15 protein-coding genes are annotated in these 14,878 nt (G+C 64.5%); 2 read left to right on the top strand and 13 right to left on the bottom strand.

What is annotated here, in order from left to right; all coding sequences use genetic code 11:
- Positions 1-57 precede the first annotated feature (57 nt).
- From GGD82_RS19665 to GGD82_RS19680, 4 genes are all read right to left on the bottom strand, one after another.
- A complete protein-coding gene (locus GGD82_RS19665) occupies positions 58-534 on the bottom strand; it encodes a head completion/stabilization protein (protein WP_150064080.1) in 477 nt (158 codons plus the stop codon).
- A gap of 183 nt (positions 535-717) precedes the next feature.
- Complete coding sequence (gene gpM, locus GGD82_RS19670) at positions 718-1,404, bottom strand: phage terminase small subunit (RefSeq protein WP_150064079.1); 687 nt, start codon at positions 1,402-1,404, stop codon at positions 718-720.
- Entirely contained in the window at positions 1,404-2,420 is a 1,017-nt protein-coding gene (locus GGD82_RS19675) for a phage major capsid protein, P2 family (RefSeq protein ID WP_150064078.1), read from the bottom strand. The genes gpM and GGD82_RS19675 overlap by 1 nt, the downstream gene beginning before the upstream one ends.
- Before the next feature lie 2 nt (positions 2,421-2,422).
- On the bottom strand, positions 2,423-3,295 hold the full coding sequence (locus tag GGD82_RS19680; protein WP_170284476.1) for a GPO family capsid scaffolding protein: 873 nt from the start codon (positions 3,293-3,295) through the stop codon (positions 2,423-2,425).
- A gap of 137 nt (positions 3,296-3,432) precedes the next feature.
- On the opposite strand from GGD82_RS19680, the gene GGD82_RS19685 reads away from it, so the two are divergent.
- The gene (locus GGD82_RS19685; protein WP_150064076.1) at positions 3,433-5,208 is read left to right on the top strand and encodes a terminase large subunit domain-containing protein; all 1,776 of its coding nucleotides are present in this window, start codon (positions 3,433-3,435) and stop codon (positions 5,206-5,208) included.
- On the top strand, positions 5,208-6,206 hold the full coding sequence (locus GGD82_RS19690; RefSeq protein ID WP_150064075.1) for a phage portal protein: 999 nt from the start codon (positions 5,208-5,210) through the stop codon (positions 6,204-6,206). Before GGD82_RS19685 ends, GGD82_RS19690 begins: the two co-directional genes overlap by 1 nt.
- Before the next feature lie 88 nt (positions 6,207-6,294).
- Here GGD82_RS19690 and GGD82_RS21510 read toward each other — a convergent pair whose 3' ends face one another.
- The 9 genes from GGD82_RS21510 to GGD82_RS19735 form a co-directional block, all read right to left on the bottom strand.
- Positions 6,295-7,989 carry a CHAT domain-containing protein gene (locus GGD82_RS21510; RefSeq protein WP_150064074.1) on the bottom strand — a complete coding sequence of 565 codons (1,695 nt, stop codon included), beginning with the start codon at positions 7,987-7,989 and terminating at the stop codon, positions 6,295-6,297.
- Complete coding sequence (locus GGD82_RS19700) at positions 7,986-8,972, bottom strand: winged helix-turn-helix domain-containing protein (protein WP_150064073.1); 987 nt, start codon at positions 8,970-8,972, stop codon at positions 7,986-7,988. The genes GGD82_RS21510 and GGD82_RS19700 overlap by 4 nt, the downstream gene beginning before the upstream one ends.
- A 237-nt stretch (positions 8,973-9,209) precedes the next feature.
- Entirely contained in the window at positions 9,210-9,446 is a 237-nt protein-coding gene (locus GGD82_RS19705) for a DNA adenine methylase (protein ID WP_150064072.1), read from the bottom strand.
- A gap of 31 nt (positions 9,447-9,477) precedes the next feature.
- On the bottom strand, positions 9,478-10,077 hold the full coding sequence (locus GGD82_RS19710; RefSeq protein WP_150064071.1) for a formyltransferase family protein: 600 nt from the start codon (positions 10,075-10,077) through the stop codon (positions 9,478-9,480).
- Positions 10,074-11,186: an AAA family ATPase gene (locus GGD82_RS19715; protein WP_150064070.1), complete on the bottom strand. Its 1,113-nt coding sequence runs from the start codon at positions 11,184-11,186 to the stop codon at positions 10,074-10,076. The genes GGD82_RS19710 and GGD82_RS19715 overlap by 4 nt, the downstream gene beginning before the upstream one ends.
- Positions 11,183-11,332 carry a hypothetical protein gene (locus tag GGD82_RS19720; protein ID WP_170284474.1) on the bottom strand — a complete coding sequence of 50 codons (150 nt, stop codon included), beginning with the start codon at positions 11,330-11,332 and terminating at the stop codon, positions 11,183-11,185. Before GGD82_RS19720 ends, GGD82_RS19715 begins: the two co-directional genes overlap by 4 nt.
- Positions 11,333-12,684: 1,352 nt before the next feature.
- Entirely contained in the window at positions 12,685-13,827 is a 1,143-nt protein-coding gene (locus GGD82_RS19725; protein WP_150064069.1) for a tyrosine-type recombinase/integrase, read from the bottom strand.
- Positions 13,814-14,092 carry a hypothetical protein gene (locus GGD82_RS19730; protein ID WP_184013328.1) on the bottom strand — a complete coding sequence of 93 codons (279 nt, stop codon included), beginning with the start codon at positions 14,090-14,092 and terminating at the stop codon, positions 13,814-13,816. The genes GGD82_RS19725 and GGD82_RS19730 overlap by 14 nt, the downstream gene beginning before the upstream one ends.
- Positions 14,093-14,096: 4 nt before the next feature.
- Positions 14,097-14,864, bottom strand: a complete 768-nt coding sequence (locus GGD82_RS19735; protein WP_150064068.1) for an ORF6N domain-containing protein — start codon at positions 14,862-14,864, stop codon at positions 14,097-14,099.
- Positions 14,865-14,878: the final 14 nt, after the last annotated feature.

The raw sequence follows: 14,878 nt of genomic DNA on the forward strand, positions 1-14,878 counted from the left end.
CGACGGTGTCGCCCGGACGGGCGCGGGTCAGGCCCATGGCGGGTTGTGTCGGTGCCATCAGATCAGTTCCACCACGGTGCGGGGCCGGCCCATCAGGCGGGACAGGGCTTCGTGCGCCCGGCCGAGCCACTCGTCGGCCGTCGGTTCGAGCGCGTCGGCGCGGGTGTGGCCGTCTCCCGTGGCGTGGAAGTCCCGGGTGGCGCGGATGACGGCGGCCCGGACCCGACCATCAAGGGCCGCCTGCCAACGCCAGACGGTGAGCGGGGTGCCCTCGATGGTCTGATCGGGATCGACGGCCGCGAGGGACGCCGCGCCCCGGGCTTGCTTGCCCGCGCGCCACTCCGTCAGCACGCCGGCGATGGCGTCGGCCTCTTCGCGCACCACCGGGGTCAGGCGGGCGTCGGTCCAGGTGCCGTCCAGGCCGGTGCGAAGGCGCAAGGCGGTCACGTCGACGGCCGGATACCAGCCGTCCGGATCGACGGCGATGATTACCGGATCGGCCGGGGCGGCGGTGTGCGGAATGACGGAGACCATCGGATCCACTCCCTGGTGTCACCAACCGGCCCGACCGGGCCGGCGCCTTTAGGCGGAGCCCCGCGACGTCGAAGACGGAGCCGGGGCGATCCTTCAAACGAAGGGATGAGATCGGGACGGGCGAGGCGACAGAACCCGCCCCGATCCCCAGCGTGCGAAGGAGGAACCCGGATCCCCCGCGCGCTACTCAGGGACCGCCGACCCGGGATCCGGATCGGCGGTCGGTTCGGCGGCGATGGCTTTGCGGACACGGTCGAGGGCTTTCTTCACACCGGCGCCCCGGTCGAGGGCATAGGCCCGCTCGAGCCGGTCCAGGGCGAGGCCCGGGTCGGTGTCCTCAACGGCGAGGCCGAGCACCTTCAGCGCCTTGGCGCGCACCGGGTCGTGCATGTCGTGATCGGCGGTCAGGCGCAGGGCGGTGTCCAGGTGCGGCAACGCGGCCGGATCGTCGGCGGCGGCGTTGGCCAGTTCCTCCACCAGCCAGGTCGCGGCATCGCGGTCGAAGCCGTCGGGCATGGCCAGGGCGTAGCGCACCACATAGCCCGCGATGCGCAACACCACCGGCCAGGATTGGGCGTCGCGCGCCCAGATCATCATTTGCACCACGACGGCGTCCTGACGCCCGCTGTCGGCCTCGATCACGCCGTCGACGTAGGGCATGTAGCCGGGCAGCAGCCCCGCCTTCATCTCGCCCCGGGTCGCCATGGACTTGACGGCGCGGATGCGGTCGAGGTCCGCCTTCAGCCGGCGCAGCATGACGTCCAACCCGGACGTCCCGGCCGAGGCCGGGGCGCTCCCGGGGTCGGCCGCCCGCGTCGCATCCATGCGGGCCAACGCGCGGGCGCGCGCGATCTGGGCCGGGGTCGCCATCACGCCCACCCGCCGGCGCCGTCGGGCACCTGGATGCCCTCGATCAGGCAACAGGCCCCGGTGTCCTCGATCACGTACCCCTCGTTGACGGACTGGAAGTCAACGATGCGGTCCCAGGACGGCTGGTCGTCGATCTGGCGGCGCCGGGTCCCCGTCTGCCAGTAGATGGACAGGTTCTTCGGGTTGGCCAGCAGGATCGAGACGGTGGGGAAGAACGGAACGAACTGGGCGGTCTTGCCGCCCACGGCGCGGTGCGCCTGAAGGGTCTTCAGGGCCTCGGCTTCCGTGGGCGTGCCACTATGGACCTCGATCAGGCCGAGCATGCGTTCGCTGTATAGGGAGCGCCCGCAGATGGCGATGATGTTCGGATCGTCCTTGTACCAGTCGTCGAGGTAGCTGTTGACGGCGTCGAAGATCAGGCCGTCGAGGGTCTTGTAGTCCGCCCCCGCCTGCTCGCCCACCTTGGGGCCGGTGTACACCCGGGCCGGGTCGACCGTGCGTAGATATTCCAGCCAGCCCACGTTGACGTCCTGCAACAGCGGGTTGGCGACCGGGTCCGTGGTGGCGGCAGCATGGGTTCCATTCCAGCCGATCATCAGGCGGTCGCGGGCGATCTGCTCGACCACCTTGTTGCGCACGCGGGTCTGGAAGTCCGGGAACTTGGCCCAGGCGTCCAGGGTCTCGTAGCGAACGAAGCTGTCAAAGTTGGTCTGGACGGTCTGGTAGTCGCGCCGCCCCAGGCCGTGGATGTCGCGGGGCTGGCGCGGAGCGGTGGTGGTGTCGGTGCGCCCGGCGATCGGCCCGGTGGTGCCGAGGCCGAGGACCTGCCCGGACGGCTGGGCGACCCCAGTCACGTTGACGCGCTGGAGGAACTCGGCCGACTGCTGGATCCGGTTCTCCAGGGTCTGTTCGACGGTGGGTGCGACCGCGAACTTCTGGGTCGCGTCGGGGATCCCGTTCAGGCGCGCGAGGTCCGCGCAGTAGGCGTTGAAGACGCCGCGGGTGTCGTTGCGCATGCCTAGCAGTCCGTCTTGAGGGAAGCGGTGGAGGTGCCGCCCGCCGACAGGGGCCGGCCGGCGGTGGCGGGGATGTGGGACAGGGTTTCGAGGAGCTGATCGAAGCGCGCGCCCAGGGCGTCCATGGGGGCCCGGTCATCAGAGGGGGCGGCGGGCGACGTCTGACCCGGAGCGGAGGTCGAAGACGCGCCCGCCGCCGTCGCCGGCGGCTGCGTGGGGGGAACGGCAGCCGGGGCCGGCGAACCGGAGGCGAAGGTCGTGAGAGTGCCCACGGCCCCCGCGAGTTCGGTGATGGCGGATTCCAGACCGGTCAGGCGGGCGTCGGTCTTGCGCCCTTCGCCGCTGAGAAGCTGGCGGATGCGCTCGACGAAGCCGGTGTCCGGGGCGTCCTCGGCCAGCGGGCCGGTGTGCTCCACGGCCTCGCTGAACAGGTGGTCGCGCATCGGCTCCGGCAGGGTGCCGGCGCTGGCACTCAGCTTGATGAGATCGGTCCCGAGCGACGCCGGCGTATCGGTCACCGACAGGCCGACCATGTACGCCTTGCCGGAGCCGGCCATGTTCGGCGCCATCTCGATCGACCAATAGGACTTGTCCCGGTTCTGGGCCAGCGTGACGAGGCGGTCGGTGGCGTCGACCTGAGCGAACAGGACGCGGGCGCCGGTGGCGCTGTCCGTCTCCGCCCGCAGGGCCAGGACGTCGCCCAGGGCCGACAGCGGCGAGTCCGGCAGGATGGAGCGGAAATGTTCGACGAACACCCGGGCGCCATAGGTGCGCGGGTTGTAGGTCTCCGCCATCTCGTCGATCTGCTGGGGCGTGATCTCGCGCCCGTCGATGGTCTTGCCCGACTGGCAGACCCGGAACCACTTGGTGCGCACGCGCTCTCTCCGTTGATTGGACGGGTTCACTGTCGGGCAGCGTGCGCGGAGGGATTGGGCGGAGACCAGGGCCTCGCGGTTGGAATGCGGGCATTCCAACCCGCGCAGGCGTGCGTTGTGCGGATTGGCGCGGCCCCATGGGCGCCATGACGACCGACACCACACCGCGCACCGCCGCCCGCGCCCTGTACTGGCAGGGCCACGCCGTCGCCGATATCGCCCGGCGGCTGGCGATCCCCTATGGCACCGTGGATAGCTGGAAGCGCCGCGACCGGTGGGACGAGGCCCCGCGCGCGGCCCGGATCGAGGACGCGGCCGAACGCCGGCTGGCCGTCCTGATCGCCACACCGGACAAGTCCGAGCGCGAGCTGGACGAGATGGAGCGCCTGGGCCGCCTGATCGAACGCACCGCGCGCGTGCAGAAGTACGAGACCACGGGGCGCGAGTCCGACCTCAACCCCGCGATCCAGAACCGCGCCGAGGGCCGGCGCAAAGCGAAGGTCGCCAAGAACACCCTGACCGAGGATCAGGTCGCCGCGTTGCGCGCCGACTTCCACGCCCACCTGTTCGCCTATCAAAAGACCTGGTGGCGGGCGAAGGCCGAACACAAGCGGCGCAATATCCTGAAGTCCCGCCAGATCGGCGCCACATGGTACTTCGCCCGCGAGGCCGTGTTGGACGCCCTGGAGACCGGCGACAACCAGATCTTTCTGTCCGCCTCCAAGGCCCAGGCCCATGTGTTCAAGAGCTACATCGTCGCCTGGATCAAGGACGTGACGGGCGTGGAGCTGCAAGGCTCGCCCATCAAGCTTTGGAACGGCGCGGAGCTGTACTTCTTGGGCACCAACACCAAGACCGCCCAGAGCTACCACGGCCACGTCTACCTCGACGAATACGCCTGGATCGGCAAGCTGGCCGCGTTCAAGAAGGTCGCCAGCGGCATGGCGACGCACAAGAAGTGGCGCCTCACCTACTTCTCGACCCCGTCGACCATCGGCCACGACGCGGCCGCCTTCTGGGACGGGCGCGAGTTCAACCGCGACCGGCCGCGCGAGGATCAGGCCGCGTTCGTGCTGGCGCACGAGGTGCTGAAGGACGGCGCCGTCGGGCCAGACGGCGTGTGGCGCCACATGGTCACGATCGAGGACGCGGCCGCGCAGGGCTGCGACCTGTTCGACCTGGAGGACCTGCGCAGGGCCTACAACGCGCGCGACTTTTCCAACCTGTTCCTGTGCCAGTGGGTCGACGACGCGGCGTCGTTCTTCACCTTCGCCGAACTGCAAAAGTGTTCCGTGGATGCCTGGGACGCGTGGCCGGACATCCCGGACGGGCCGAACCGCCACAACATCGGGCCGGTGTGGATCGGGTACGACCCGAGCCGATCGCGCGACGATGCGTCGGTCGCGGTGATCGCTCCGCCCAAGACCGAGGGCGGCGCCTATCGTGTGGTCGAACGCCTGACGTTCAGTGGTGTGGACTTCCACGCCCAGGCCGAGGCCATCCGCCAGCTCACCACCCGCTACCGGGTGGAGCGCGTCGCCGTCGACGTCTCCGGCATCGGTGCGGGCGTGTTCGAGATGGTGCGCGGCTTCTGGCCCGCCGCCGTGGCGATCACCTATTCGGTCGAAACCAAGGCCCGCATGGTTCTGAAGGCCAAGCACCTGATCAGCCGCCGCCGCGTCGAATGGGACGCGGGCCAGACCGACATTCCGCTCGCCTTCCTGGCCATCCGCCAGACCATGACGCCCACCGGCCGGCAAATGACGTTCCAGGCGTCGCGGTCCGAGACCACCGGGCACGCGGACGTGGCCTGGGCGATCATGCACGCCCTCGACCGCGTCGAGTTCCGCGACTTCGAAGACACCGGCGGCGGCCACCCAACCGGCCGGCGCGGCTTTGTGGAGTTCTGTTGATGACTGACACCGCCACCCCCTCCGCCGCCCCGGCCGAGCCGCACGTCGAGGTGTTCTCCTTCGGTGAGCCCGAGCCGGTGTTGGATCAGCGCGAGATCCTGGGCTACTTCGAGTCCGCCTGGAACGGGTCCTATTACGAGCCGCCGCTGTCCTTCGATGGGCTGGTCCGCGCCCTGAAGGCCAACCCGCACCACGAAAGCGCGGTCGGCCTCAAGGTGCAGATGCTGGCCAGCCTGTACCGTCCCTCGCCCCTGTTGTCGCGCGCCGCCATGACCCGGATCCTTCAGGATCGGATCGTGCTGGGCAACGCCTGGATCGAGCGCGTTGATTCGGTGCTGGGCCGGCCGATGGCGCTGAAGCCCACGCTGGGCCGCTTCACCCGGGTCCGGCGGGACGGCCGCGTGCTCATGCTGATCGACGGCCGGGAACACGATCTCGCCGGCGAGGTTCTGCACCTGCAACAGCCCGATCTCTCCCAGGAGATCTACGGCCGGCCGTCCTATGAGGCGTGCCTACAGTCGGCGTTGCTCAACGAGGCCGCGACCCTGTTCCGCCGCAAATACTACGTCAACGGGTCGCACGCCGGGTTCATCCTCTACATGACCGACGCGGCCCAGGATCAGACCGATATCGACGCCATGCGCAAGGCGCTGAAGGAGAGCAAGGGGCCGGGCAACTTCCGCAACGTGTTCATGTATGCCCCCCAGGGCAAGGCGGACGGCCTCAAGGTGATCCCCATCGCCGAGGTGACGGCCAAGGACGAGTTCCTGCACATGAAGACCGTCACCCGCGACGACGTCCTCGCCGCGCACCGCGTGCCGCCGCACCTGCTGGGCATCGTGCCCCAGAACGCCGGCGGCTTCGGCGACGTCTCCAAAGCCGCCCCCGTGTTCTGGTACCTCGAACTCCGCCCCCTCGCCATGGAGATCGAATCCGCCATCAACACCTGGATGGGGGACGAGGTGGTGGGGTTCGATGCGTTTGGGATTCTTAATTAGACGGCGCCAAAATAAGTCGACAATAACAACGGGCACCAATCAATAAACAGGACAATAATTTATTTATGGAAACGATTTTCATCCATCACTAATCGCGGGAACCTAAAACGAAGCGATATTTTTTCGCCTCGGCGTCCATACCTCTGAATTGTAAATCGTTAAGCGCAAGATCAAAAGCACGCTGATAAGACTGATCGTGCGCAAGGGCACGATAGAATGCGCTAGTGAAGGAAACTGCGGCTTCATCGCCAATAGACGAAACGCATCCTATGACAGCCTTTACATGCGGCGCGAGCTGATCAGCGATGCTATCAGAGTAGCAAGCGTTCATAACAACGCATTCTATGGATTCAGACAGTTTAATAAGCCCTTCAAAAGCAATAGACGAAACCGTCTTGGCCTCTCCATCTTTATCTTCGAAACAAAGAACACCAGCGCTCCCATGCCCGCTAAAATGAAGAATATTTGGAGAACTATTTAGAACCTCCATTTGAACCTGATCAACCCTAACCGCCCACGCATGAGTAATATTAATTTCCCGCTTTTTATCGTCAACAAGGCGCATCTGCTCTCTCAAATCTCGCGCCTCCTGATCGAGCCGCAAAAATGTGGTGTTTTTCGGAGACGCACACATCATAAGAACCTTCGTTTCCTTCATCTTAAATGTCCCCGCAATATTTGATATGACTGGATCGAAATCATCACCAAAAAGATCCCCCATCCCTTTCCGCTGATCATTTCGCTTTAGTTCTCCGTATAGCTTCTTGCCCTCCGCCCCCAAATAAAGCCTGTTTTTTAAATTGGGCTCCTTCTCTAGTATCTCGATCGACTTTTCTTTGTAGACAGCAGAGTCAGACCCAAATCTTGCGAAATGCTCGGCGAGCAATTCCCGTACACGAAAGCTGGCCTCTACATCAAACCAATCTATTGTAATATCTTCAAGTCCCTCGTAAAAAACCTCCTGGAGGCCCCTTGCAAGCCCTTCGCGAGCATCAATAGATTTTAAATAAGAGCCCTTATAAATAATATCCTGCCGCTCCATGGGGTCAACAATCTGCTCAGCGGCAAGTTGAAGCATCTTTGATTGCACATTTGGGGGCTGCGACTCCAAATCTATTAAAGGAATTCCAAGATCATTAATGCTTAGCATCTCATTTTCTATAATAGACCAAACAGAATACTGCTTAACTATAATATTATCATGCTGACCAAGCACGCGAACGAGAGCCCCATTAGAGTGGCGCGGATGAAACATGTTCTCAAACGCCCGGTTCAAACCTACCGCAATTAGCGCAAGCTTGAGAACCTCATCATCCGCTCTATCAACATTTATGCGAAAACCCGACAGATCGAGCTTTGACGGACTCGTCACCTGTAAAGCCGCCAGTGTTTTGATCTCAGGCTGGACGGAACCCAATGCGGTACATTCGTCCAACTGGCCAGCATACAGCTTTGCTGCGGCCGCCACAGCGGCAGCAATGATTTCCGGGTTTCCTACCTGTTGCAGCAGCGCTCTCTCCACCGACTGCATCGAGCCATCGCGCGTGCCCATCTGGGCAACACAGTTTAGGCACCATCGGGTGACTTTGTCGTCCTGCTGGGCACTCAAAAGGCCATTTATGGTCAGCTCAAGGCTGTTGCGTATATCGGGGGGAAATCGCGCGCCAGACCGGTAAATCCGCGCAACCTCTTGTAGTGCGACCTTCTTGCGCCGGTCATCACCGTTCTCAATTTCATAGCGAATGAAGTTCGCTTTTTCTTGTGTTATATTCTTTTGTATCACTCTTGTCTCAAGCCATGTTCGTATAAGAGACTAAATACTGCATTGCTCCAGGGCTCGAAGTCATCAGGATTGTTTGGGGGCACCGAAACGTCAAGCCAGTTTGGATCATTTAGCGACAACCGCCTTGTCGTAGGCTCGAACCAGTTGGGACACACCCACTCGAGAACAACCAATAGAACCCCAACGCCATCATCTCCCTCCGCTTCGAGAGCGAAAATCGGCTTAGGCTTTATAGGCTCGCCACCCTGAAAAGAGTGTAGAGAAAGATCAAGGTCAAGGAGGAGAATGCTCAGCGCCTTATCTGCCGTACCATAATCGCGCTGAGAGAACAAAGAGTAGTCACTATCAGTGACAAGTCCTGGAAATCCAATAGTCCTCTTGTTTGCAAATGTGTCACGGTCATCACGATACCGTCCAATTCGATATGACAAAAAACTACGATTCCTACGCACTAATGAAAAAGACCAAATCGTAGCGTAGTCATCGAAGTCTTGCGGCAGCATATATCTCATTGCGCCGCGTTCCTCTGCCGAGCGAAAAAGCTCGTCCGCACTGAGCGGTGATATGCCCGCACTTGAATTTCCGAGGAACACTCGGCTTACTCCAAGAGGCAAGCCCCTCTGAAGATCTCTGGTTCGCCTCCTAGCCGGAAATTTTTCCTTAAATTTTTTTGGAACATCAGGGGCGGATATAAATTCGCAAAGAAAAAAAATTCCTGGTTCGGTTCTATAAAACCGAGAATCATTCCCACGATGCAGAATATCTTCGCTCAGGCGGGCCTGGAGAGTTTTGTGTTGCGTCTTCCCTTTGAGGTGGTCTGGAACAATATTTGCTTGATAGGCGGCATCAAGAATCCCTCGAGCAGACATAGGTCTGCGAGTCCCCCTCAACACCCGCTCTGCGATCTCGAGATATGAATCCATCGTCCCACCTGCCGGTGTAATGGTAGGCGGCATTCCGTCTTCGAACAAGGGCCGCATCATAAAGCGCAGAAGCGCTAGGACAGTTCGTATAGTCCCACATCTGACCGACCACGGTCAGTCGCAGGGTGCGCCCAGATGTCGCAGCACCTGCAGGTCCATCATGGTCTCGGTCATCGTCGGGGCTCCTGTGGTTGGGCTTCGTTTGGCGACAAAACCCTACCGGAAACTCGCGATGACCACCGCTATGGATAAGCGGCCCGCCGCCGCCTGACTCTGGGCGGTCGCGGCGGCGCCCCCTTACCCGCAGCTCCTACACCACGCAACGGGGCGTGACCGCCGGGCGTGATCGTCCCGGCTGAAGAGGCCGGGGCCGTAGTACGTCCCGCAGGCGTAGTGCGGCGGGTCGAGGTAGACCAGGGCATCCGGACGGTCATAGCGGCTCAGCAACTCGTCCCACGGCAAGCAATCGATCACGGTGGCGCGCAGGCGGTCCTGGGCGACCATCAAGGTGTCCAGCAGGCGGGCGGTGTTCAAGCCGTTGGCTGCGTGACGGCGCGGACACCGCTCACCCGCCCAACGACGCCGGCTGTTCCAAAGGGCCCAGGCGGGGTCGAAGTTCGGGTTGGGGCGTCTCGGGCAATGCCCCGCCTTCGCCGAGCCGGGCCACAACGCCACCCAACATGCGCTGCCCCATGGGCGCTAGGTCGCGGCGCCACAGGCTGGCCGGGGTGTCGTCGGCCCGCACGAAACACCACTCCTGAGCCACGATGGGGCCGGTGTCGTAGCCGTCATCCATGCGGTAGACCGTGCCGCCGGTGACGGGATCGCCGTTGTGGATGGTCCACCACACCGCGTCCCGGCCCCGATGGAGGGGCAACAGGCTCGGGTGATAACCGATCACCCCATGACGGGCCGCCGCGCGCGCCTCCGCCGGCAGGAACACATGGCAGTGCGCGGCCACGGCCAAGTCGCACGGCGGGATCGCGGTTCCGTCCAAGCGACGGCCGGGGCCGTGCAGGCTCAAGGGCACGCCCAAGGCGTGGGCGGCGACCGCCAACCGGTCCTCCGCGTTGGGCGCGATGATGTGCAAATCATGCCCCGCGGCCGCCAGATCGGCGGCGACGGTAGCAGCCAGCCACTTCTGGCCGATCACAACGATCCTCATGATGCCCCCAGGTACCGGAACCCCTGCACGGCACGCAGGTGCCCGCCGTAGCCGGATCCATGGCCCGCACGGCGCAGCCTGATGGCCGATTGGCTCTTGTTGCCGCCGATCAGGCTCGCGGAGACTTGCGTCCAGGCGGGATGCTTGCGCAGGGCGGCGGCAAGGCCGGGGTGGGAGGTGTGGAACAGGGTCCGCAAGGGGCGGCGGAAGGGATTGTCCCCCGCCGCCCAGGCGGCGCACACCGCGTTCAGGAAGGCCATGCCGACCCCGATGCCCTGCCACTCCGGCATGACCACCAGCCGACAGGCCCGGGCCTCCACGACACCGGGGCGCGTGGTGACGCCCAGGTGCGCGACCGGGCCGCCATTGACCGTGCCGACATAGCACTTGGCGGCGATCATGTTCGGCAACTTCAGATAATGATGCGGCTCGAATAACGGCCAGTTGGCCCAGCCGGTTTCCACGATTTCAAGGGGGAGCGGCGGTCGCCGTCGGCCCCTCCCCACGGTCACCGCGCCGGTGGCCGTGTCACAGCTCCAATCCGGATCCAGCCAATCCAGGATGTCGTCATGCGGGGTCAACAGGATCAGGCGGCCCTCGGGCACCGACCGGCGCCACGCCTTGGCGTAGGCGGCGGCCCCCACCCGGGCGATCTGACGGTCGAGGACGCTGGTGAACTCGTCGACAATCACCGGGCGGTCGGGCCGCGACAGGACAAGGCGCGCCATGTCGGCGCGGAAGCGTTCCCCGTTCGACAGCACGTCATAAGGCCGCAGCCACGCCGGGACGGAGCCCAGCCCGACGGCGGTCAGGACCTGCGTGATGCGATCAAACGGAAGGTCCGGTCCCAGGGCCTCGATCAGCGGCGTTCCGGCCGGCCACTCCGGCGCCCAGAACGTCGCGCCGATCCGGTCGACCAGGGCGCGGCCCAGGGTGGTCTTGCCGGACCCGGACGGGCCGTGGATGACGCCGATCCCGGTCCAGGTGTCCGGCAGGTCGACCGCGAGGGAAAAGCCCTCGGCCTCGCCCTCGCAGTTGAACAGGGACCGCACGCGGGCCGCGCGATAGCCCGGGCCGGCGGTCGGCCCCTTCTCAACGGTGATCCTCATACCGCCACCACCCGGAGCCGCAGCCCCATGGCCCGGAGGGCCTCGTAGGTGGCGCGCTGGTGGTCTTCGTCATCGCAGACGACGAGGACCGCCCACTGGGGGCGATAGGTGAAGCCGTTCCGTCCCGGCGGGGGTTTGGGTGCCATCGGGGGGCGTGTCCGTCTCTGGTGCTCCCCGGCGCCCGGATGGGGGGCTCGACCGGCATGGAGTCGCGGCCCTCCAAACGTTGATCACCCCACAACGGGGGCATTTGATGCTGATCAGGCCGGCGCTCAGGTCCTGGATTTCCCCAAGTTTTTTGCGGCAGGCGTGGCAGCGGATTGACTCCGGAAGCATGGTCGGTCCCCTTTCGTCGCCTCGCGGGCTCGCGAGGGCGGGCCGCGCTCCATGGCGCGTGACGTGGATCGTGGGGGAGGACCTCACTCCCGGCTCGGGGCGTTGGCGCGCCCCGGCCCCCGCCAGCCCGGCGGGGATGCCAAGGCCATCCTCCCCGCCGACGATGACCCCATGCCAGAACCGGCCGGTTGGAATGCCCGCATTCCAACCCGACGCCCACGAGCGGCCCCGCCCCGCGGTCGCCACTCCGCCGTCTGTCGTGCGCGGGGGGGAGCGGACGACACAAAAACGGCCGCGGATCTTTGCAGCGCCGAGACGGCCGGAAGCCGCGCAAGCCTTGGGCGTTTCGTGGTAGGATGGCGGAGGCCGATCTCTGCAATTCTCTGCACGCTTCGGCCTCGGGGCGGGACCCCGTCTTCACCCCCAATCTTTGGGGTGCCTCCGGAAAAGAGTAACCTTGGTCACATGGCGGGATTTTGCCCGCTAACCCTCTGATTTGCCGCAATAAAAACATTACTGCCGCCGGGTTATGTCGGGTAACATAAAGAGTAATGTTTTCAGAACACGTTGATTATACACGAATTTTTAGCGGGCGCACATGACCTTTGAAAACAGTAATGACATTACCTTTCCATTCCTCAATTGTTACCCTTCAGCCTGATCCGAAAAACCGCTTCGTTTCAACGCCCTATCCCTATTCTGATCTCTTGATTGCTAATGTTACTCTTTTCCGATGGGCAAAGATTGGGGCCGCCCCTCGCGCGCGCGGTCGACCCCGCATGGACATTCCCTATACCGCCCCCACCACGCGCTCGATGCCGGCATTCACGCCCTCGGCCGAGCTCACAGGCAGCCATGCCGCACACTCTCCCGCCCAGGTGCAGGGACGTCGCCGGCGGCCGCTGGAATCCCTCTCCGACCTGACGGGAAGCGACCGTCCTGGCATTTCCAAAATTCCCGTAAGCCTTTGATTTGAGACGGCCAAAGTCGGGGGCTTTGCCAAACGAGCGCCCTGAAACGGCAGCAAAAGCAAAGTCCTTTTAATCAGCGGGTCGCAGGTTCGAGTCCTGCTGGGCACACCAAATTTAAGTTATAAAGCAAGGGGTTAGCCGTAACCGGCTAGCCCCTTTGTCGTTCAGTTTACCAAATTTGGCAGGGCGGTTTACACTTTTGGCCCGGATTTGTTCCCATCATCGGTCGGCGTATCCTCGGCGGTCGCCTGATCCAGACGGTGGATCGCGATCTTGGCCCGGCGCCGGCGGCTGCTGTATTTGCGCGCCATGGCGGCGGTCTCATGGCCGGTGATGGCGCCAATGTCTTCCCACCCGAGCCCGAGTTCCCGCAGGCGCGTGGCGGCCGTGTAGCGCAGGCCGTGCGTGGTGACGCCCCCGGCACCGAGGCCCTGGGCCAGACCGGGCACGGCTTGCATGGCGTCGATCATCAGGTGGCGCCAGTAGTCCACGGTCAGGGCATAGCCGCGTTCCGGTGACGTGAGAACGCGGCTTCCCATGTCGAGCGGCACCGGCCGTCCCGCTGCTTTGAACGCCGCGATCCGTTCGGAGCGTGCGGTATCCCAGGCGGCAAGGGCTTCGGCCAAGGCCAGCGAGATCGGGACCTCGACCCGCGCTCCGGTTTTCTCCTGGGCGATCATGATCAGGCCCCCCTTCACATGCGACCGCGCCATGGCGGCGATGTCGCCCCCGCGCTGGCCGGTGTTCAGGGCCAGTTCAAAGGCCGTGCGTTCCAGGGAGCCGAGCGGCCAATGCGCCCGGAAGGCGGCAATTTCCGATTCCTCCCAGGGCCGGTGCCCCCCGTTCGTCTTCAGGCGTTTCGGCCGCGCGGCCGGATTGCCCGTCAAGCCGTAGAGCGAAGGGCGATCAACGGCATAGGACAGCAGGACGCGCAGGACGGAGACCACATAGTTCGCGGTGCGCGGCCGGCTGGCGTAGTGGTCGCGCAGGGCCAGGACGTGTTCTCGCGTAACCTTGCGCACCGGGTTCCGCCCCCAGCTTTCGCGGATCACATCCAGATAGCGCCGGTAGTCCCGTTGGGTCTTCGGGGCCAGGGATCGGAACTCGGGGCTGCCAAGATAAGCCTCGACCAGGGCGGCGAAGGATCCCGGCGCGACACCCTCGGGGCTGTCCTTGGCGGGCGCCAAGTCCTTCAAAGCCTGGGCAAATTCGGGCGACGTCGGATCGTCCGGCAAACGCAAGCGCGTGTGACGGTGGTAGTAGTAGGTCCGAACGGTGCCGTCGGCGAGCCGCTTCTTGACCGCGTGGACGTGACGGAAATCAACCCGCACCATTGATGTTGCCGGGCTCCCGGATTCCCCAGTCGATGGGCTCATCGTCCGCCCCTGTTCCGTTGGTGTCGAGTCCGGACTGGCGGTCCACGGCCAGATCGAGCGCCCGGCGGTCGTAGCGGCCGTCGGGATGGGCGCTGGGATACACCCCGTCCCGGACTCGGTGGTCGAAGGTGGTCGGCGAAATGCCGACGTAGTAGGCGGCCAGCTCCCGCGTCATGCGACGCGGGAGCGCCCCAAGCGGCCATGCGGTGGGTGTGCGGGGCATCGCGTCAGGTCTCGCCGTCGGTTTGATCGGTGAGGCGGGGCGGCCGTGCGGCCGCGATGCGCTCGACGCCGGCGGCATCGCCGTCGCGGTAGGCGGCGATCAGATCCAGCTCGGCGCGGGCAAACGTGCGCTCGCCGTAGATGAGATAGCGCAGGTCGAAGCCGAGCCCGATCAGCTTGAGCATGTCGAGGCCCTTCTTCGGCACCATGTTGCCTTGGGTGAAGTGCCAAAGGGTGGTCCGGCTCAACTGGCTAGCCTCCGCCAACGCCTTGGTGTCGGCAAAGCCCAGGCGGTGCATTTCCTCCCAGAACCGCCGGCTTTCGGTGCCGGGTCGGGTTTCGGTCCACTCGCCGCTACTGGGATTGTACCGCCGGGCGGACGGCTCGCCGGTCCCTTCGCGCCGATCGAAGTAGGAGTCCTCGAGGGCCTCGAACACCTCCCAGGCGGCGTCCGTCTCCAGCATCTTGGCGTGCCGGGCGGCGCCGCGCTGGGTCCAGAGGATGAGGGCGGAAACGGTCGATCCGATCGCGAACGGAGTATCTTTGAGATACTCGGTTCGGTCACGGAACATGCGGAGCTCGTCGCCCGTGATTTTGAAGTAGTGCTTGCCCTCGACGAACCGATCCGCGTTGCGCGTCATGTTCTGCCGAATGCGCACCGTCTCGGTGCCGTAGGCGGCGGCGAGGATCTCAGTGGTCAGCACCGGCTCGCCGCGATAGGTGACGGGGCGAAGGGCCGCGACGGGCACGGAGGCCAAGGTGGTGTGAATCATGGCGTGGACTCCTT

The sequence above is a fragment of the Roseospira marina genome, from assembly GCF_014197855.1.
GTDB lineage: Bacteria > Pseudomonadota > Alphaproteobacteria > Rhodospirillales > Rhodospirillaceae > Rhodospira > Rhodospira marina.